We start from the raw sequence: 18,972 nt of genomic DNA, 5'->3' as shown, positions 1-18,972 counted from the left end.
GATGCTCCTAAGGTGGCAGCGACTGTCCCCGTCCACCAAGGACAGTGCGCTCGCGCTGGTTCTCACGGCCCTGGCGTTCGTACCGACCGTGTCGACCATCGGCCCTCAGCTCGGGGACTTGCCGAAACGCCCGGTCGACGCGCTCGCGCTCGTGCTGGTCATCGCGCAAGCCGCGCCGCTGGCGATCAGACGGCGCTGGCCGGCGGGCTGTCTGGCGGTCACCGGTATCGCCTTCGCACTGCACCAGTCGTTCGGCTACCCGGACACCATCGCCGGCATCGGGCTCTACCTGGCGCTCTTCGCGGTCGGGGCGCACCAGGTCCGGTACCGCCGGGTCACAGCGGTGGCAGCGACCGCGGGCTACACCGGCCTGGCGATCACGTTGCACCTGCTGGGTTCGCCCAGTCAGTTCCAAGTGTTCGTCGTCTTCTGCCTGAGTTCGGTGGTGATGTGGATGGCCGGGACCGCGATGCGCCGGTGGCGGGCCGAGGAGGCGGAGAACCGTCGGCTGAGTGTCGAGGTGGCGACCGCCGGAGAGCGGGCCCGCATCGCCCGGGACCTGCACGATGTGGTGACCCACCACGTGACCGCGATGGTCGTCCAGGCGGACGCGGCGCAGTTCCTGCTCGACGGGGCGCCGGAACGCGTGGGGGAGGGGCTCGACGCCATCAGCGTCACGGGCCGCCGGGCGTTGACGGAACTGCGTCACCTGCTCGGCGTGCTCGAGGCGACGGGTGACTCGGCGCGGGCCGACCGGTCACCGACCCTGGGCCGGGTCAGCGACCTCGTCGAACAGGCCCGGTTGTCCGGTCAGCCGGTCGAGCTGAACAGGCGGGGCGACCGGCGTGAGCACGCCGTCGACGTCGAGTTGGCGGCGTACCGGGTGGTGCAGGAGGCGCTGACCAACGCGATGAAGTACGCGACGGGACACCTGACCCGGGTCCGGATCGACGATCACGACGACCGGATCGAGATCGAGGTGACGACGGACGGGGTCTCCGCGGGCACACCCGCGGTCGGGTCGGGTGGGCGCGGCCTGAGCGGACTGCGGGAGCGGGTACGGATACTCGGTGGTGAACTGGTCGCCGCGGCCCGACCCGAAGGCGGGTTCCGGGTGCACGCTCTCATCCCGTCACGGAGGCAGGCATGACTATCCGGGTTCTGGTGTGCGAGGACCAGGAACTGGTGCGCGCCGGGTACACCACGATCTTCTCGGCGCAACCGGACATGGAGGTCGTCGGCGAGGCCGCGGACGGCAGGCAGGCCGTCGAGGAGACGCTGCGGTTGCGCCCGGACGTCGTGGTGATGGACATCCGCATGCCCATCCTCGACGGTATCGAGGCCACTCGCAGGCTGGCCGGGCCCGGCGTGGGCAACCCGGCGAAGGTGTTGATGGTCACCACCTTCAACGTCGACGAATACGTCTACGAGGCGCTCAAGGCCGGCGCCAGCGGGTTCCTGCTCAAGGACGCGCCACCGGCGGAACTGATCAAGGGCGTGCGCACTGTCGCCGCCGGGGAATCGCTGGTGGCCCCGGCCGTCACCCGTGCCTTGATCGGCCATTTCGCCGAGCGCCTGCGACCCACCGACACCACCCGCCCGGCCCTGGACCACGTCCGGCAGACCCTCGCTCGCCGGGAACTCGAAGTGCTCGGACAGCTCGCCGCGGGCCTGTCGAACGCGGAGATCGCCGAGAAGCTGTGCATCACCACGGAAACGGTGAAGACCTACGTCTCCCGGATCCTGACCAAACTCGACCTGCGTGACCGCGTGCAGGCGGTGGTACTCGCCTACCGGGTAGGACTGGTCGTCGCCGAGTGAGGCCTGCGCACTTCGAGCCGGCCGGGAACGTCAGCTCACACCGCCCCAAGCCGCCGCCGCGTCTCGCTGGTGCTGATGCGACTGCGAGCAGCGGGCACTCACCTGGAAGATCTGGGCGTACGCGGGATGCAGAATTCCACCTGGCACAGCGGGTCGTCCGGAATGGGGGGCAAGCTGAGCGCCTGACTCGATCACCCGGCGCCGGAGTCACCCTCCCGGTTCGACCAGGACAGGAAGTCCGCCCAGAACGTCGCTGTGGCGGCGACGACCTGCCGCCCCTCGTCGGTGCTGTCCTGCTGGCCACCGAACTCCCGGTGCACGTAGTCGATGAGGTCGTATCCGTAGGGGATGATGTCGGCGCCGCGGATCGACAACACCGGGTGAGCGGATGTCGCCCGGCCCGCGGGCAGGTAGCGATGCGAGTAGACTGGGACCAGCTGCGGCACTGACGCCAGGTGCGCCCTCGCGCCGGCCACGGCGGCGGCCCGCCCAGCAGGCCGCGTGCCCCAACCCGGATGCCAGAAGTTCGCCTCCGCCACCGCGAACACCACGCCCTCGACCGGCTTGTCGAGCCAGGAACGGAGCTGGGCGGCGTTGCCGCGGCGCCAGTCGGGCCACCCCCCTCCCGTGGGCAGCCCCACCGCGAGAAAAGCGCGGTGGTCGTCGGCGAACGAGAACCCGAACCGCGCTTCGACACCGGCCAACTCCTGCTCCGTCAGCCCCGGGCGGATCTCGGTGCGCCCGAGCCGGGCCAGCAGGCGGGCGGCCTTGGCGCCGAGCTTCATCCCGAACGGATTGACCATTTGTGCAGGCTACTGACCCAGGACGGGCGACCAAGCGCCCGAGGGCGCCAGGCCGTGCTGTGGGAGATGCCGAACCGGCGGTGAGGTCGACGCAGGTGTCGCCGCACCGGGCACGCAGGTCGAGGCGAGTGCGAGCGCGGCGGCCGGCACCACGGCGGCCCACGCGGGTCTGGTGCGGATCAGGGGTCTGCGATCTCGTGCGGAACGCATCCGCGATCCTCTCGTCACCCCTGGGCCGGCGAAGAATTCCCGGCAGACCCCCTCGGTGCGGACAACGGCCGCGCGGTTGCTCCTAGCGTCGGAGGATGACACTCACACGCCTGGCCCGCGCCCTGCCGATCGCCCTCGCCGCGCTGCTCCTGGGCGGCGGGATCGCGCACGCCGACACCTACACCGCGCAGTTCCGCGGAGACGGCAGCAGCGACTTCGGGTTCGCCCTGATGTACGCCCGGTGGGACGCGGCGGAGAAGGCCGAGGCCGACGGGTTCACCGACCCGGACAGCCAGTGCGAGGAGATCTTCAAATTCGACCCCGGCCCGTACAGTGCCATGGTGATCTGGGAGTGCACCCGCTAGGACGCCGCGCTTCGCGCCGAGGATCGGGCGCTATGGAGCCAGGACGCCGGCGCGGCGGTCGAGTTCCGCCAAATCGGCGTCGGTCGGGTCCGGACGGCCGGCGAGGTGACCGGTGGCCCACGTGACGAAGTCGAGTGCCGCGGCGACATCGGGTTCGGCCAGGACCGCGGCCACCTGTGCGTCCTCGTCCGGCCCACTGCCGACCTCGGTCACCCCGTGCACACGTTCGGTGGCTTTCTGGACGATCGGCTCCAGGGCGTACTCGATGCCGGTGCCCGGCTCGTGGTCGGGGTCGGCGATGACCCGGATCGCGAGGTCGACGCAGATCCAGCAGTCCTGGGCCGCGGTGGACGGGTAGTCGTCGGGTGATTCGCCCGGCGGGGTGGCTTCCTCCACCTCCGCCAGCAGGGTGTCGACCCCGGATGGTGCCGTGCCGGTCGTGGCGTAGCCGCGGGCCGCCGCCAGCACCCGGTCGGCCAGCGGCTCCGCGGACGCGCCGACGTGGGCGGCCCAGCGGCGGTACTCGGGGACCAGTGCGGCGGCGCAGGCCGCGAACAGCGCGGCGACGGCGCGGCGGGGCAGCCGGTCGACCCGCTCGGCGAAGTCGTCCAGCGCCTCGTCGTACACGGTCACTTGTCGACCTCCACACCGGCGTTCTTCAGTTGCAGCGCGCAGTTGTGCTCCGACGGGCCGCACGGCTGGCGCACCGAGGTGCCCACCCGCTTGAGCCCCGGCACACCGCGCAGCAACTCCTCTTCGGCGGAAGGCCGTCAACTGTAGTAGACGCCGATGCGGTTGCCGTCGATGTCGTGGACGGCGATGTCGAGGTCGAACACCGTGCTCAGCAGCTCGGGCGTCATCAGCTCCGCGGTGGGGCCCTGGGCCACGACACCGCCGTCGCGCATCGCGATCACCTCGTCGGAGTGGCAGGAGGCGAAGTTGATGTCGTGCACGACCAGCACGACCGTCTTGGCGAAGTCCCGCGCCATCCGCCGCAGGCGGCGCATCATCTGCACGCTGTGCCGCATGTCCAGGTTGTTCAGCGGCTCGTCGAGCAGCACGTAGTCGGTGTCCTGGCAGAGCACCGCGGCCACGTGCGCGCGCTGGCGCTGGCCGCCGGAGAGCTGGTCGAGCTGCCGGTCGGCGAACTCCTCCAGCTCGAAGTAGGCGATGGCCTCGTCCACGGTGGCCAGGTCGGCGGCGGTGAGCCGCCCGCGCGAGTGCGGGAAGCGGCCGAAGGCCACCAGCTCCCGCACGCTGAGCCGGATGCTGGTGTGGTTCTCCTGGCGCAGCACCGCCAGCCGCTTGGCGAGCGTGGCACCGGGGGTGGTGGTCACGTCCAGCCCGTCGACGGTGACCCGGCCGGAGTCCGCGGGCAGCAGCCTGCCGATGATCGACAGCAGCGTCGACTTGCCCGCCCCGTTGGCCCCGATGATCGAGGTGACCCCTCCGGGGACGATCGTCAGCGACACGTCGTCGAGGACCCTGGTCGAGCCGTAGGTCTTGGTGACGTTGCGGACCTCGATCACCGCTTGGCCTCTCGGATCAGCAGGGCGATGAAGTAGATCCCGCCCACGAAGTTGATGATGACGCTGAGCGCGGTGTCGAGCGCGAACACCCGCTCCAGCACGAGCTGCCCGCCCACCAGGGCCACCACCGCGAGCAGCGCCGACGCGGGCACCACGACCCGGTGGCGGGACACGCCCGCGAACTGCCGGGCCAGGTTCGCCACCAGCAAGCCGAGGAAGGTGATCGGCCCGACCAGCGCGGTGGCCACCGACACCAGCACGGCGACGGCGACGAGCACCTGGTTGACCACCGAGCGGTGGTCCACACCGAGGTTCAGGGCGTGCTCACGGCCCAGGGCGAGCACGTCCAGCCGCGGGAACAACCTGACCATCCAGAGAGATACCACCGCTACCAGCGCCGCCGAGACCGCCAGCAGGTTCCGGTCGACGCTGTTGAAGTTGGCGAACAGGGTGTCCTGCAGCACGACGAAGTCGTTCGGGTTGATCAGCCGCGCGGCCAGCGAGGACAGGCTGGAGAACAGCGTGCCGCAGACGACTCCGGCCAGCACCAGCACGTAGAGGTCGCGGCTGCGCCGGTCGAACAGCCACCGGTACAGCGCGCCGGCGAAGACGACCATGGCCACGACCTGCCCGGCGAACATCAGGCGCGGATCGGCCGAGCTGAGGGCCAGCGCGCCGAAGAAGTACACGACCAGCGTCTGGACCAACACGAACAACGAGTCGAACCCCATGATGCCCGGTGTGAGCACGCGGTTGTTGGTGACCGTTTGGAACAGCACGCTGGACACCGCCACTGCGCAGCCGACCACGACCATCGCGGCCACCTTGCGGGCCCGGATGGTCAGCGCGTACTCCCAGTTGCCGCGCAACGCGATCAAGCAGAAGGCGACGACCGTCGCCACGGCGGCCAAGGCCAGCAGCGCCAGCACCCGGTTCTCCCGGCGGCGCACTCGGGCGAAGGTCTCGGCCGAGGTCACCCGGCTCACCCCGCCACACGCCGGACGCGCAGCACCAGCAGGAGGAACACGACGCTGCCCACCACGCCCGCGACGGTCTCCACCGGGATCTCGTAGGGGTGGCGCACGACCCTGCCGACGACGTCACAGGCCAGCACGAAGGCCGCTCCCGCCAGGGCGGTCACCGGCAGCACGCGGCGCAGGTTGTCACCCAGCAGCAGGGTGACCAGGTTCGGCACCACCAACCCGATGAAGGGGATGTTGCCGACCGTCACCACCACCGCGGCCGTGGTCGCGGAGACCAGGAACAGCCCCAGGTTGACCACCCGGTCGTAGTGCACGCCGAGGTTGACCGCGAAGTCGCGGCCCACCCCCGCCACGGTGAACCGGTTGGCGTAGAGGTAGCACCCCACCGTCACCGCCGCGGTCAGCCACAGCAGCTCGTAGCGCCCGCGCAGCACCGAGGAGAAGTCGCCGTTGGTCCACGCCGACAGCGACTGGAGCAGGTCGGCGCGATAGGCGAAGAACGTGGTCACCGCCGTGATCACGCCGCCGAGCATGATGCCCACCAGCGGCACGACGATCACGTCGGCGAAGGTCAGCCTGCGCAGCACCCACAGGAAGAACAGGGTGCCGAGCAGGGCGAACCCCAGCGCCACGACCATCTTGACCATCACCGACTCGGCGCCGAGGAAGGCCGTGGCGACGAACACGCCCAGAACGGCTGATTCGGTCGTGCCCGCCGTGGACGGCGAGACGAAGCGGTTGCGGGTGATGTGCATCATCACCAGCCCCGCCACGCTCATCGCCGTCCCGGCCAGCAGGATCGCCAGCAGGCGGGGCAGCCGCGACTCCAGCAGCAGGAGCGCCGCGCCGGAGTCCGCGCGCAGCAGGTCCAGCGGGCTCAGCTCGCCGGCCCCGACGAACAGCGAGGCGAACGCGGCGGGGACCAGCAGGAGGACCGCGAGCGCCAGGTGGCGCTCGCGGACCTCCCACCGTCGTCCGGTGCTCGGGCTCACGACAGGCTGTCGCCGATCGCCGCGACCATGGACTCGACCGAGCTCAGCCCGGTGGGCGCGACGTACCACGGGAACGGCTCCAGGTAGACGACGCGGTTGTTGCGGGCGGCGTTGGTTCCGTTGACCAGCGCGTTGTCCAGCACCCGGCGGGCGGCCTGGCCGTTCTCGCCGATGGCCGAGTCGCGGTCGACCACGTAGAGGACGTCGGGGTTGGTCTGGGCGATGAACTCGGGAGAGACGGCGTTGCCGTGGATGTCGGTGCCCAGCCCGTCGGCGGCGGGCTGCACGCCCAGCGCGTCGTGGATGAGGCCGAAGCGGGAGCCGGGGCCGTAGGCGCTGATCTTGCCGCCGGTGGTGAGCACGATCAGGCCCCGCTTGCCCTGGGCGGGGGTGCGGCCGGCGATCTCGGAGATCTTGGCCGACAGCGCGTCGAGGCGGCGGCGCACCTCGTCCTGCTTGCCGAAGACCGTGCCCACGGCTTCGACCCGCTCGCGCAGGCTGGTCAGGAACTTCGCGTTGTCCACGGACAGGTCGATCGTGGTGGCGATCTTGGACAGCTCGGCGTAGGCGGGCGCCGACCGACCGCCGACGATGATCAGGTCGGGGGCGAGCTCGTTGACCTTCTCGTAGTCGGGCTCGAAGAGGGTGCCCACCTTGGTGTACTGCTCGCCCGCGTACTTGGCCAGCCGCTCGGGCAGCCCCTCCAGCTTGGGCACGCCCGCCACCGGCACGCCGAGGTCGTCGAGCGTGACCAGGGCACCGATGTCGAACACCACGACCTTGACCGGGGTGGCCTGGAGGGTGGCGGTGCCCTGCGCGTGGGTGACCGTGACCGGCCCGGAGGACGCGGGCGCGGCCGGCGCGGCGTCTGATCCGCTCCCGCAGGCGGAGAGCACGAGCAGGGCGAGGGCGGCGAGAGCCGCGGTCAACCCACGGCCGGTCGCGCGGTGGTCAGGGGTGGCCACTAGGTGCACTCTCCTCGACGTTTGGTCCGGTTGGCGTTCCGGCCGACGCCCGACTGCGCATCGTGGCCGGTGCAGACGGTGGTGTGGAACACCACCGAACGGCCGAAACTTAGGAGAGCCTAAGTTTTCTACGTTGACGGTTCAACAACCACCGGTATGTTCGATCTCACTCGCGAAACGCTGGTCGCCGCGCCCTCGGTGTGTTCTCTCGACGGGCCGTCCGGTCCAGCGACCCGGCGAGGAGGCGGACGGCGTCGATCAGGGCGGCACTCGGGTTGTCCTGCCAGTGCGGGGTAAGCGGTGCCGGCCCGGTCGACAGCGGGTACCGCCGGCGCGCGGTACCGACCTTCGAACAAGCCGGCTCCCCTTCTCCCCCCTCGGATCGGTGACGTCCGATCGTCCACATTCGGTACGGTGAGTCACCGAGCGTGTGCGTTGAGGGGGAATCGGGGGTGCCTGGGTGACCGCCGAAACGGCCGGGGGCCGGCCGGAACTGGTTGAGCTGCTGCGCGCGGTCCGCGCGGAGATCGATGCGACCCTCGGCGCGGAGACCGGGTTCGACAAGGTCGTGTTGACCGAAGGCCAGGCAGTGGGCGGTGACGGCGAACAACACGAGTACTCGTTTGCCGCCCGTGGCTGGAAGGACTCGTTCGCCGACCGGCCGCTGCTGGTGCGTGCCCGGCCGCGTGCGGACTGGGAGCCGGCGGAACTCGTCGTCGCCGAACGCGGTCGCCTCCGCCTGCGCACGTCCGCCGCGCTGGGGGCGAAGGCCGAACTCCGCGAGGACGACACGTCCGGCCTGGTCACCCTGGCCGAACAGCTCGAGCAGACCACCTCCGGATCCGGCGGGTTGAACCTGACCGCGGCCGGGTGGCTGGTGGGCCGGAGCCTGCCCGCAGCCGGTCAGTGCCCGGACCCGGAGCGGTACGTGCGCGACTGGCGGACCCTGCAGCTCAACGACCGGCAGCGGGCTGCCGTAGTTCGCGCCCTGGGCAGCGATCTCACATTCATCTGGGGGCCGCCCGGCACTGGTAAGACCGAGGTCGTCGGCCACGTTGTGGAGGGCAACCACCGCCAAGGGCATCGGGTGCTGTTCCTCGCGCCGACCAAGGTCGCCGTCGACCAAGCGGTGGAGCGGCTGTGCGAGCTGTTGAGCGCCGAAAGCGGGTTTGCCGACGGGCTCGTGCAGCGGGTCGGGGACATCGCGGTGGGCTCGCTCAAGGAGAAGTACGGTGACCAGATCGAGCCGCAGAAGATCGTGGCGCGGTTGAGCGCTGCCCTGGCGGCCGAGATCGGGGCGTTGCGCGACCAGCTCGACGTCGTCGACAGCCGCTTGGCGCTGCACCGCGAGTACGCGGAACTCACGCGGAGCCTTGCGCAACTGCGCGGCGACGCCGGGCAGGCCGCGCGGGACGCCGCCGCCGCCGCGGCCCGAGCCGATCGCGCCGGACGGGAGGCGGCCCGGCTGCACGCCGAGCTGACCGGGATCGGAGTGCCGTCCGGACTGTTCGCCGCACGGAAGGCGCGACGACGGGACGAACTCCTCGCTCAGCTCCAGGCGGTCAACCAGGACATCGCCAACCTGGCCGCGCAGCACCAATTCGCCACTGCCGAACAGCAGCGCCGTACGGCGCAGGCGGAGGCCGCCGAGCGCAAGGTGGCCGCGCTCCTGCCCAAGCTGGCCGGGATCGCGCCCGCCGACCAGCTCGTCACCACGGCGAAGAATCTGCGGGAACGCCTCGAAGCGCGGCAGGAGGAGCTCCGCACCGTCGAGGAGGTGGTGCGCGGCAACTGCCGTGTCATGGGGACGACGGTGGCCAAGGCGGTGCAGTCCCGGTACTTGATCGACAAGTTCGACACCGTCGTCATCGACGAAGCCGGCATGGTCAACCTCCCCTCGGCGTGGTACTCGGCCGCGTTGGCCAAGAAGCGGGTGGTCGTGGCCGGCGACTTCCGGCAGCTTCCCGCGGTGACCCGGGCGTCCAGTGACCGCAACGCCGGCCAGGAGACGCGGTCGCACTCCGAACGCTGGATGGATCGCGACGCCTTCCACGCGGTCGGACTCGTCGACGGCCAGGGGCGGGTGCGGCCCCATGACTGCCTGGTCGGGCTGAACACCCAGTACCGGATGCATTCGGCGATCTGCGCGGTCGTGAACACGATCGCCTACCCCGACGCGCCGTTGATCACCGGGCGGGCGGACAGCAGCCGGTTGCCCCCGTCGCCGTTGCTGGAGGCACCGCTGGTGCTGGTCGACACCGCGTCCCGGCGCTCGGCCGCACGTGGCGGCTCGGGCGGTCACAAGTCCAACCCGGTGCACGAGGCCGTGATCCATGAACTCGTCCGGGGACTCCAGTACGACGGCGTGCTGCCCGCGCGCAAAGAGGAGGGCGGGCCGCCCGATGCCCGGCCTGCCGCACGGATGGCGGTCATCGCCCCCTACCGCGACCAGGTCAGGGCGTTGCAGGGCAGCCTCGCCTACCGGTTCGGCGCCGACTACGACGGTGTCGTCGACACCGTGCACCGGTTCCAGGGCAGCCAGCGACCCCTGGTGGTGATCGACACCGTCGCCGGCGCCGGCGACAAGGTCGGCTTCTTCTACGAGGGAACGGGCCTGTCGTCCGCGACCTGCCGGCTGCTCAACGTGGCGGTGAGCCGCGCGCAGGACCACCTCGTGGTGGTCGCCGACGTCGACTTCCTGAGCCGCAACCTCAAGCCCCACGGCGAAGCCGCCCGCATGGTGGACTACCTCCAGCGGCACGCGCACCGGCTCGACGTCGGCGACCTCGTCCCGTTCCGCTCGGCTGCCGACCTGGCCGGCCTCGGCCCGAACGAACTGACCCGGCCGGCCTTCTTCCCGGCCGACGAGGTGCCGCGCGCGGTCGCCTGGGACATCGCGCACGCTCGGCGCAGCATCGAAATCTACTGCGCGTTCCTCGACCCCGCCCCGGTCGAACGCTGGCTCTCGAAGCTGAAACCCCGGATCGGCAGCGGGCTGCGCGTCACCGTCCACACCCGACCGGCCCGGCGATCCGACGACGAGAGGCAGATCTCGGCGCTGGAGGCGGCGGGCTGCACCGTGATGCAACGCGAGCGCATGCACGAGAAGGTCGTGATCGTCGACGACGAGGTGCTCTGGCACGGGTCGCTCAACCTGCTCGCCGGCACCGGGCCCACCGACCTGATGATGCGCATCACCGATCCCGGGGCCTGCGAACGCGTGCGCCACATCGTCGGGCGCGCCCGCCCCGACCCGCCGGCCCGTCCGGCCCGGTCCGCTCGTACCGAGGTACGTCCCCTGTCCGAGCCGAACGGCAACGGCGCCGGCCGGTTGTACCTGAACGTGCCGTTCGCGGAGAAGGATGCGGCCAAGAAGGCCGCGAAAGCCCGATGGGACGCCAAGGCCAGGCGCTGGTACGTGCCGCACGACACGCCCCGGCACCTCGTGGAACGGTGGCTGTAGCGCGCTCGGTGCGGCACGGTGAGCCGGATGGACACGCCGAGATCCCGTTGGCGGTCGGACCGCCGCCGACGAACACCCGATGCGGGCGCGGGGTTTGGTCGTTGGTGGCCAGGGCAGGCCGGGTCACGCTTGGTCGTGGCGGTCCAGCAGTGCTCGCAGTGCCGCCATCTCCGCGGCGAGCGCCTCGCGACCCGCCGCGGTGACGCTCACCCAGGTCTTCGGGCGTCGCCCGTCGTACCCCTTCTCGACCTCCACCAACCCGGCCTCCTCGAGCACCGTGACGTGCCGGGACAGGTTGCCCGCGGTCAGGCTGAGCAGGGTCTTCAGGTAGCCGAACTCCACCCGCTCGGCCTCGGCCGCGATCGTCAGGATGCCCAGCCGGTGGCGCTGGTGGACGGTGTCGTCCAAGCCGGACGTGGGGGGCTCGATCATGCCGGAACCTTGTCCCGCACCCGACGGGCGACCAGTCCGGCGGCCCCGCCCAGCACCAGGATCAGTGACGACGACAGCAGGTCACCGTAGTCGAGCAACGCCGCCGGCCACAGGAACGAGCCGTACACCCACGTGGACCACGCGTTCACGACGACCACCCAGACCGCGAACAGCACGGCGAACGTGGTGCACACCGCGCTGCGCTCCACCCACGCCAGCCCGAGCACGCCCACCGCCACCACCAGCAGGGGCCCAAACGCGAAGATCATCGCCAGGTGGGCGAATAGGATCAGCGACAGCACCGCGACCACGGTCCGGAGCCTGCGCTTCGCGGGGGTCGTCGCGACGACGACGCCGACCACGCCGACGACCAGCACCGGCAGCGCGAGCGGCCAGCTCAGCGCGTTGAAGAGCAACCGGGTGAGCACCGGCACGCCCAGCAGCGGGAAGACCAGCACGAACAGGGTCACCTGGGCGTAGGGCCGCGTCGAGGTCTCCACACCGACCTTCCGCGCACGCCGGCGGTACCACCACACCGGCGCCAGGAACCCCATCGACAGCGCGGCGAGCCAGTAGGCGTCCTTCCACAGCGACGGGTGCGCGCCGAGAGTGGACGTCCTCGACGCCTGCCCTGTCGGGTGCAACCAGTGCCACACCGACGGCAGGTCACTCGTCGACCAGGTGCACCCGAACCGGCACTCCGGCGGCAGGTACAACGGGATCGCCGCCGCGATGACCAACCCGAACAGCAGGAACGGGAACCGCGCGGATCACCTCGCGCAGCGACTGCGCACCCAACATCCTGACCAACGCCCGATGCTCCGGCGTCTCCAAGTCGACCGGCCCGCCGGCCTCGGGCAGCCACAACTGCGCACCATGACGCCGAAACAGCGTCTGCAGCCGCTCCAACTGATCACCGGCGAAACCGCGCTCGTACTCCCCCACCACGATCGCATCGAACCCGCGACCCGGATCCCGCACCGCCGCCAACAACTCCGCAACCTGCAGCCGGTCACGCCACCGATCACGCCGCGACCGTCCGGCATCGAAGAACGTGGCCGTGATCGTGCCACGCCCGGCAGTCAGGTGCTGCGCAACCTCCAACCGCCACGCCCGCGAGGTCATCGGGTCCTAGTGCTCGATGGTCGAGGTCCGGCCGTAGAACGCGAACCGCAGACCACCGACCACGGCCCGCCTCGGATCACACCCCACACCGGTCCCGTCTTCCGCCCGCTGGCCCATCCGATCCGTGAGCACATCCCGACCGGACAACACCACGACAGCCGCCTTCCACATGAGCACAGGTAGGTAGGATCATCACAACGAGGCTTCCCTCGACCGCCAACACCCTGTACGACATGGCAGACCGCGACTCGGGCGACACACCAGCCGCGCCGGTGAGCACCACGTCCTTTGCCTGTCGACGGCGACAGCATGACCACACGAGTCATGCCCCTGAGATCACTCCGCAGAGGTGACGTCGCCGTCGAACGCCCGCTATGCGGCATGTGCGGATGTTCGTCGCCATACGAATAACAGCGACTGGCGGCCGACAGCTTGAGTCGAATATACCGTTTGCGGTTCACCGTTCATGAAGCATTGTCGTTGTCGGCATGGTCGAGTTTTACTCGCTTGCATGGGACAGCTAACTGCTAGTCCGCGAATTCCCGTCGACCAACCCGGTCACCTACGTCCACATTTTGGAAGCGGGTGGCGTAAGCCATTCCCAGCCGGGCACTGGTGGAGGTAAAACTAAAATTCCTGCCAGCAGAAAGATGAAGGCCGCACGCATCAGTCGCAGACGCACGCGAGGAACGAGACGCAGTTGGTGCGAACCACTGGAGCTTGACTCCCTCCGTCGAGCGTTCCGCTGATCTCGGTAGGCAAGCGTAGCGATCAAGACAGCCACGATGCTGGACATATCGCCCCAGTCGTCAAGCGTCACGGCGTCAGCATCTCATATGTAGCATCGCGCAGGTGCTCGCTTCCCTAGACGCTCGCGGTGCCTGTTGTCGTCCGAGGAAGGGATCTGGGGCGGTCCCGGCAATCACGGTCGAAACGTTCGCTCATCAGCAGAAGCGCATGTTCGGCGGCGCTCGGTCTGCGGCATGAGCGCGCGTTCTGGGAGCGGTCGGCTCACGCTTGCGGATCGAGGTCGGCGTCGTGGACAAGCAGTGCGATGTGGACGCGGTTGTCGAGGTCCAGCTTGGTGAGGATGGCCGAGACGTGCGTCTTGACGGTGGCCAGGCCGAGGTTGTGGCGGGCGGCGATCTCGGCGTTGGAGCGCCCGGCGCCGACATCGATGGCCACGGTGCGTTCCCGCGGGGCGAGTGAGTCCAGGCGCTTGCGCGCGGCTTCGGCGCGAGCGTCGCGTCCGGGGCCCGCGCCGGCGACGCGGTCGATGAGACGGCGGGTGACCTCGGGCGAGAGCACGGGCCGTCCCTCTGCGGCCTGGCGGATGGCGACGACGAGTTCCTCCGGCGGGGTGTCCTCGAGCAGGAACCCTGCCGCGCCCGCGCGCAGAGCGCGCAGTACGTGGGCGTCGGAGTCGAAGGTGGTGAGCACGACCACCTTAAGCGCGTCGCCGCGGGCGAGGAGGGTCTCGGTGGCGGTAATACCGTCGATGCCGGGCATGCGGATGTCCATCAGGACCACGTCGGGGGCGTGGCGGCGGGCCAGCTCGATCGCCTCCGCGCCGTCGGTCGCCTCGGCGACCACGCGCAGATCGGCGGCGCCACCCAGCATCATGGTCAGCCCGAAGCGCACGACCGGGTCGTCGTCGGCGATGAGCACGTCGATGGTGCGGTCGCCGCCAGGTGCCTCCTTGGTCACGTCGGCCACGGTAGCCGGACTCCCAGCCGCCAGCCGCCGGTGCGGGTGGGGCCGTGCTGGAGGTCGCCGCCGACGAGCGTGACCCGTTCGGCCAGGCCGCGCAGGCCCGCCCCGGAGCCGGGCGGCGCTGCCGCGGGATGCCCGGGTGGTGCCTCGTTGACGACCTCCGCGCTCAGGTGCGCGCCGGGTTCGGCGGTGATCGTGACGGCGACCGGGGCGGCCGGGGCGTGCTTGCGCGCGTTGGTCAGGCCTTCTTGCACGAATCGGTACAGGGTGCGGCTCACCGCCGTGGGGACCGCGAGGGCGCCCGTGCTCACGCCGGGTTCGTCGCGCAACCGCACGTCGCCGCCGGAGCGGGTGGTCTCCTCGACGAGTTCGGCGATGTCGGTGACGCCGGGCAGCGGCACGTCACCGTCCGGGGCGCGCAGCACCGAGATGACCTCGCGCAGGTCCTTGAGCGCGCGGTGGGCGCTCTCCCGGATCAGTTCCGCGGCTCGCCGGGCGTCCTCGGCCGTGGCGGTGCGGTGGTAGGCCAGGGCGCCTGCGTTGATGGTGAGCAGGGACAGCCGGTGGCCGAGCACGTCGTGCATCTCCCTGGCCAGGGCCTCGCGGGCTTCGAGCCTGGCGTGCTCGGTGCGCAGCAGGGTCTCGACCTCGGCGGCGACGGCCCGTTCGCGCAGCGACGCGATCAGCTGGCGACGGCCGCGCAGAAGCAGACCCCCCGCGACGACAGCGACGTGCACCAGCAGGATCCACGAGACGAACATCCACGTCGACAGCATGGGTTCCGGCCGCACCACCTGATAAACCGTGTGGGTGAGCACGCTGCCCACGGCGAGCAGCACGACCGCCCACGTCGGGCGGCGGAGGGCCACGGTGAACAACAGGACCAGCGCCGCGACCGAGGCAGTCTCGGAGAAGGTGGTCAGCAGCACCAGCACGATGGCCAGCACCACCGGGTAACGGCGTCGCCACCAGAGCGCGAGGCAGGCGAGCGCCCCGGCGGCGATGTCGGCGGTCATGATCCAGCCGGGTGCCATCGGCCCGATCTCCCGCCGGAGGACCACCAGCGTGATCCCGGTCAGGACCGCGAGCACGAACAACCCACCGTCGGCGACCCGGTCCCGGCGCCCGCTGTCCGCTGTGTCGTTCACAGTGTTGAGCCTAGACAGACCACCGCCCCGCCACCTCCCACCAAAGACGGAGGTGCGGTTCCGACTTCGGTCGGGCGGTCCGAGCCCGGCGACGGATCCGCCGGCGCGACCGGCGGTTCTAGCGTCGATGCGGCAATTGCACCGCTACCAAGGAGTCGCTGTGTTCCGTACGCGCTCAAGACTGCTCGTCGTGGGAGCCGCGTCACTGACCCTCGCGGGCGCCTGCACGACACCGCCCCCACCCGGCGCGCCGCCACCGGACCTGACCGAATTCCACAACCAGCAGGTGAAGTTCGAACCGTGCGGTCCTTTCGCGACGACGCCCGTCAACGAGAAGCTGTTCGCGAACGAGCGCCTGGACTGCGCGCGGGTGCAGGTCCCCGTGGACTACGACAACCCAGGCGGGGCTCGCGGTGAGGTCGCCTTGCTGCGGATCCCCGCCAGTGGCGAGAAGATCGGGTCGCTGCTGGTCAATCCGGGTGGCCCCGGCGGCTCGGGGATGAACTTCGTCGCCACCATGGCCTCGAAGCCACTGTGGACCGAAGGAGCGCTCGGGCAGCGGTTCGACATCATCGGGTTCGACCCCCGCGGTGTTGGCGCTTCGTGGCCTCAGTTGGACTGCTTCTCCGATGCCGACGACGAAGCGCGCGCCGCGGGCATCGACAACCCGATGGACCTCGACAGCGCCACCAGCGAGAAGCATGCCAGGGAAATCATGCAGCGGTGCGCGGAGAGCGCGGGCGGCGAGGACGCGCTCACCAGTGTCAGCACCCGGGAGACCGCGCGGGACATGGACGTGCTGCGAGCCGCCGTCGGCGACGAGAGGCTGACCTACCTCGGCTTCAGCTACGGGACCGAGCTGGGCGGGGTCTACGCGGAGACGTTCCCGGAGAACGTGCGGGCACTGGTCCTCGACGGTGCGGTTGCCCCCGGCACAACCCGCGACGAGCTGCACACCGCACAGGCCGCGGCAAGCCAGAAGGGCTTCGACCGACTGGCCGAGGAATGCGCACAGGCCGCGGACTGTCCACTGGGGACCGATCCGGCTCGCGCGACCGAGAGGTTCCAGGCGTTGACACGGCCATTGATCGACCGGCCCGCGCCGACCACCGACGGCCGCGGCCTCGGCTACAACGACGCCGTCCTCGCTGTGCTGGCCGGGATGCGCGCCGAGGCTCTGGTTCCCCGACTCGTCGACGGGCTCACCGAGCTGGCCGCGGGCCGGGGCGACACCCTGCTCGCGCTGCGTGACCAGTTGGCAGGCCGCCAACCGGACGGCACCTACGACGGTACCGGCGACAGCTACCTCGCGACCCGGTGCATGGACTTGCCCCGCCGCACACCGGCCGAGCAGACCGAGGCGAACCGCCGGATCCGCGAAGCGGCGCCGTTCACGGACGACGGCAGGCCGGTGCAGCAGACCCACCACCTGTGCGCGGCATGGCCGAAGCCGCCGTCCAGGACCCGCCCCTGGCTCGCCGACGACGTCGCCGGCCTGCCTCCGACGCTGACGGTGTCGACCACCGGGGATGTCGCCACTCCGTACCAGGCGGGGGTCGACCTGGCCGAAGCGCTCGGCGGCAGCCTGCTGACCGTGGACGGCGCGCAGCACGGCGTCTCACTGATCGGTGAAAACGCCTGCACCAACGACCTCGTGCTCGGCTACCTGGTCGATCTGAAGACACCGCCGGAAGGCGCCCGCTGCGCTCTGTGACCCACTTGCCGGTCTTCCGCGCCGCGGCGCGGAGAACGCAGTGCGACCAACAGAGCGCTTGGTGCGCGGCCTGGTGGTTCGGGGGTCGGCGTGGCGTGCGGCGATCTGGACGTCGCGGAGGTCGACTCCGGCGTCGAGCATGGTGGTGACGCAGGTGTGTCGCACCAGGTGCGGATGCAGTTCCGGCAGCCGCACTACCGCGGTCTTGGCGAGGTGGTGGAGGCGACTGGTGGCGCAGTGTCGGTCCATCCGTCGTGCTCGCCGGTTGAGCAGGATCGGCCCGGTCGTCCTGTCGTCGACGGCGCGTTCGATGGCCCGTCCTACTGCGGGTGGCAGCGGGACGAGGGTTTCCTTACCGCCTTTGCCGTGGACCAGGAGTACGCGGTGTCCGTGTTCCTCGCCGAGGTCCTGCACGTCGCCGCGTCCGGCCTCGGACACCCGCAGCCCGAGCAGGCCGAGCATCGCCACCAGCGCGAAGTCGGCGGGTGAATGGTCGAGTACGGAGGCGATGGCGCAGGTGCGGTAGAAGCCGGAAACCACGGCCATGCGGCGGGACACGGTGGAGGGCTTGAACCGGCGGACTTCCTGCATCCACCGCACGTACAGCTTCACCTGCGCCCGCCCCGACCCCAGCGGGGCCAGTTCGCGCTCGGCACACCAGGCGAGGAACAGGCGCAGGTCGGACTCGGTGTGGGTCCGGGAGGTCCGGTGTAGCGGCCCAGGTAGGCCGAGGCGGCAAGGCGCAGCACGACATCGCCAAGGTTCGACAGGTCCATAACCCGTCACGGTCGCCCCACGACGACACCACCAGCACCATGCCAACCGCGGCAGATGAGGATAGCCCGGCGCGGCATTCAATCAGTCGCGGCATCGCCGCGTGGGTGCGTGGGACGCAGCAGTCCCGGGCTGGAGAAGCCCTGCCAGCGCGTCGGCCGAAGCGCTGCCGGGCTCCGGCTGGTAGACGATGATCACCTGGTCCTCGGCTCCGGCGACGGTGAGGGTCTGACGGCGCAGGGTGAGGTGGCCGGCGTCGGGGTGATCGAACCGCTTGGTCTCGTTGCGTGACGGGCGTACGTCGTATCCGGCCCACAACGAGCGGAATTCGTCGTGCTCCTGCAACTCGGCCACGAGGGTGGCGGTCCGTGGGTCGCGTGGATCGGCCGTCGCCCGCAAGGCCGCGACTGTCTGTTCGGCGATGTCCGGCCAATCCGGGAACAAGCTGCGTGCGGCGGGGTCGAGGAATACATCGCGGACCAGGTTGTGCCCGGGGTGGTACATCGGGGAGAGCACCATGGCTGCCTTGTTGGCCGTCAGCACATCGAAACGGCGGTCGCGGACGTACGCCGGGGTGCCGCCCCACGAGTCGAGTAGGTGCTGCACCTCGACGCGGAACTCGCTGGGCTTGAGTGGTTCCGTTGGCGGGGCGGCCAGGGCGCGCAGGTGCCTCGCGGCGTCGAGGTCGAGGCGCAGCGCCGTCGTCAACGCGTCCACGACCTGTGGGGACGGGTGCCGGTCGACGCCCTGCTCCAGCCTTGTCAGGTACTGGACGGAGACGCCGGCGAGCCTCGCGAGCTCGTCACGGCGGAGTCCGGTGACTCGGCGCCGACCGTGGGACACAAGCCCTACCTCACGCGGCCGCAGGCGGGCCCGGCGCGCCTGAAGGAACTCTCCGAGAAGATTGTCGCGTGTCATCGTTCGTCGAGGGTATC

Annotated in this window: 18 protein-coding genes and 1 pseudogene; 5 read left to right on the top strand and 14 right to left on the bottom strand. The window is 70.4% G+C overall.

The features are described 5' to 3' along the window. The first annotated feature begins 1 nt into the window (after window position 1). Both FHS29_RS35675 and FHS29_RS35670 read left to right on the top strand, forming a co-directional pair. Entirely contained in the window at window positions 2–1,150 is a 1,149-nt protein-coding gene (locus FHS29_RS35675) for a sensor histidine kinase (protein ID WP_184699037.1), read from the top strand. Further along, entirely contained in the window at window positions 1,147–1,821 is a 675-nt protein-coding gene (locus FHS29_RS35670; protein ID WP_184699035.1) for a response regulator, read from the top strand. The genes FHS29_RS35675 and FHS29_RS35670 overlap by 4 nt, the downstream gene beginning before the upstream one ends. A 191-nt stretch (window positions 1,822–2,012) precedes the next feature. Here FHS29_RS35670 and FHS29_RS35665 read toward each other — a convergent pair whose 3' ends face one another. After that, window positions 2,013–2,624, bottom strand: coding sequence for an SMI1/KNR4 family protein (locus FHS29_RS35665; RefSeq protein ID WP_184699033.1), 612 nt, complete (start codon window positions 2,622–2,624; stop codon window positions 2,013–2,015). A 305-nt stretch (window positions 2,625–2,929) separates the two neighbouring features. Between FHS29_RS35665 and FHS29_RS35660 the strand changes: the two genes are divergently transcribed. Further along, on the top strand, window positions 2,930–3,199 hold the full coding sequence (locus FHS29_RS35660) for a hypothetical protein (protein ID WP_184699031.1): 270 nt from the start codon (window positions 2,930–2,932) through the stop codon (window positions 3,197–3,199). Window positions 3,200–3,229: 30 nt separating this feature from the next. Here FHS29_RS35660 and FHS29_RS35655 read toward each other — a convergent pair whose 3' ends face one another. From FHS29_RS35655 to FHS29_RS35635, 5 genes are all read right to left on the bottom strand, one after another. Further along, on the bottom strand, window positions 3,230–3,832 hold the full coding sequence (locus tag FHS29_RS35655) for a hypothetical protein (protein ID WP_184699029.1): 603 nt from the start codon (window positions 3,830–3,832) through the stop codon (window positions 3,230–3,232). Window positions 3,833–3,969: 137 nt separating this feature from the next. Continuing rightward, complete coding sequence (locus FHS29_RS35650) at window positions 3,970–4,728, bottom strand: iron ABC transporter ATP-binding protein (RefSeq protein WP_184699027.1); 759 nt, start codon at window positions 4,726–4,728, stop codon at window positions 3,970–3,972. Then, on the bottom strand, window positions 4,725–5,705 hold the full coding sequence (locus FHS29_RS35645; protein ID WP_184699025.1) for an iron chelate uptake ABC transporter family permease subunit: 981 nt from the start codon (window positions 5,703–5,705) through the stop codon (window positions 4,725–4,727). Before FHS29_RS35645 ends, FHS29_RS35650 begins: the two co-directional genes overlap by 4 nt. 5 nt (window positions 5,706–5,710) lie before the next feature. Beyond that, the gene (locus FHS29_RS35640; RefSeq protein ID WP_184699023.1) at window positions 5,711–6,703 is read right to left on the bottom strand and encodes an ABC transporter permease; all 993 of its coding nucleotides are present in this window, start codon (window positions 6,701–6,703) and stop codon (window positions 5,711–5,713) included. Further along, window positions 6,700–7,668, bottom strand: a complete 969-nt coding sequence (locus tag FHS29_RS35635) for a siderophore ABC transporter substrate-binding protein (protein WP_312865255.1) — start codon at window positions 7,666–7,668, stop codon at window positions 6,700–6,702. Before FHS29_RS35635 ends, FHS29_RS35640 begins: the two co-directional genes overlap by 4 nt. A gap of 460 nt (window positions 7,669–8,128) precedes the next feature. Between FHS29_RS35635 and FHS29_RS35630 the strand changes: the two genes are divergently transcribed. Next, window positions 8,129–11,131, top strand: a complete 3,003-nt coding sequence (locus FHS29_RS35630; RefSeq protein WP_221457299.1) for an AAA domain-containing protein — start codon at window positions 8,129–8,131, stop codon at window positions 11,129–11,131. Between the two features lie 123 nt (window positions 11,132–11,254). On the opposite strand, the gene FHS29_RS35625 is transcribed toward FHS29_RS35630, so the two are convergent. The 5 genes from FHS29_RS35625 to FHS29_RS35605 all read right to left on the bottom strand — a co-directional run bounded on the left by FHS29_RS35625 (window position 11,255) and on the right by FHS29_RS35605 (window position 15,549). After that, window positions 11,255–11,563: a transcriptional regulator gene (locus tag FHS29_RS35625; protein WP_184699021.1), complete on the bottom strand. Its 309-nt coding sequence runs from the start codon at window positions 11,561–11,563 to the stop codon at window positions 11,255–11,257. After that, the gene (locus tag FHS29_RS35620) at window positions 11,560–12,219 is read right to left on the bottom strand and encodes a hypothetical protein (protein ID WP_221457297.1); all 660 of its coding nucleotides are present in this window, start codon (window positions 12,217–12,219) and stop codon (window positions 11,560–11,562) included. The genes FHS29_RS35625 and FHS29_RS35620 overlap by 4 nt, the downstream gene beginning before the upstream one ends. Window positions 12,220–12,229: 10 nt before the next feature. Continuing rightward, window positions 12,230–12,688: a hypothetical protein gene (locus FHS29_RS35615; protein ID WP_184699017.1), complete on the bottom strand. Its 459-nt coding sequence runs from the start codon at window positions 12,686–12,688 to the stop codon at window positions 12,230–12,232. A 1,011-nt stretch (window positions 12,689–13,699) separates the two neighbouring features. Further along, window positions 13,700–14,395: a response regulator transcription factor gene (locus FHS29_RS35610; RefSeq protein WP_184699015.1), complete on the bottom strand. Its 696-nt coding sequence runs from the start codon at window positions 14,393–14,395 to the stop codon at window positions 13,700–13,702. After that, a complete protein-coding gene (locus FHS29_RS35605) occupies window positions 14,392–15,549 on the bottom strand; it encodes a sensor histidine kinase (protein ID WP_312865253.1) in 1,158 nt (385 codons plus the stop codon). Before FHS29_RS35605 ends, FHS29_RS35610 begins: the two co-directional genes overlap by 4 nt. 160 nt (window positions 15,550–15,709) lie before the next feature. Here FHS29_RS35605 and FHS29_RS35600 point away from each other — a divergent pair, with 160 nt between their 5' ends. Beyond that, window positions 15,710–17,263 (top strand): alpha/beta hydrolase, encoded by a 1,554-nt coding sequence (locus tag FHS29_RS35600; RefSeq protein ID WP_221457295.1) that lies wholly within the window; start codon window positions 15,710–15,712, stop codon window positions 17,261–17,263. Here FHS29_RS35600 and FHS29_RS35595 read toward each other — a convergent pair. From FHS29_RS35595 to FHS29_RS37455, 3 genes and pseudogenes are all read right to left on the bottom strand, one after another. Next, complete coding sequence (locus FHS29_RS35595) at window positions 17,168–17,875, bottom strand: tyrosine-type recombinase/integrase (protein ID WP_221457294.1); 708 nt, start codon at window positions 17,873–17,875, stop codon at window positions 17,168–17,170. The genes FHS29_RS35600 and FHS29_RS35595 overlap by 96 nt on opposite strands. A 246-nt stretch (window positions 17,876–18,121) precedes the next feature. Further along, a complete protein-coding gene (locus FHS29_RS35590; protein WP_312865260.1) occupies window positions 18,122–18,754 on the bottom strand; it encodes an MmyB family transcriptional regulator in 633 nt (210 codons plus the stop codon). Between the two features lie 6 nt (window positions 18,755–18,760). Continuing rightward, window positions 18,761–18,955, bottom strand: a pseudogene (locus FHS29_RS37455) (helix-turn-helix domain-containing protein); the annotation flags it as partial. Window positions 18,956–18,972: the final 17 nt, after the last annotated feature.

The organism is Saccharothrix tamanrassetensis, from assembly GCF_014203665.1.
In the GTDB taxonomy this organism is placed as follows: Bacteria; Actinomycetota; Actinomycetes; order Mycobacteriales; family Pseudonocardiaceae; genus Actinosynnema; species Actinosynnema tamanrassetense.
This window is presented reverse-complemented; position numbering and strand designations above follow the sequence as displayed.

Bases quoted from the DNA above. Each gene is read 5' to 3' on its own strand.
- FHS29_RS35675 (WP_184699037.1), top strand. From the start codon at position 2: ATGCTCCTAAGGTGGCAGCGACTGTCCCCGTCCACCAAGGACAGTGCG.
- FHS29_RS35670 (WP_184699035.1), top strand. From the start codon at position 1,147: ATGACTATCCGGGTTCTGGTGTGCGAGGACCAGGAACTGGTGCGCGCC.
- FHS29_RS35665 (WP_184699033.1), bottom strand. From the start codon at position 2,624: ATGGTCAATCCGTTCGGGATGAAGCTCGGCGCCAAGGCCGCCCGCCTG.
- FHS29_RS35660 (WP_184699031.1), top strand. From the start codon at position 2,930: ATGACACTCACACGCCTGGCCCGCGCCCTGCCGATCGCCCTCGCCGCG.
- FHS29_RS35625 (WP_184699021.1), bottom strand. From the start codon at position 11,563: ATGATCGAGCCCCCCACGTCCGGCTTGGACGACACCGTCCACCAGCGC.
- FHS29_RS35615 (WP_184699017.1), bottom strand. From the start codon at position 12,688: ATGACCTCGCGGGCGTGGCGGTTGGAGGTTGCGCAGCACCTGACTGCC.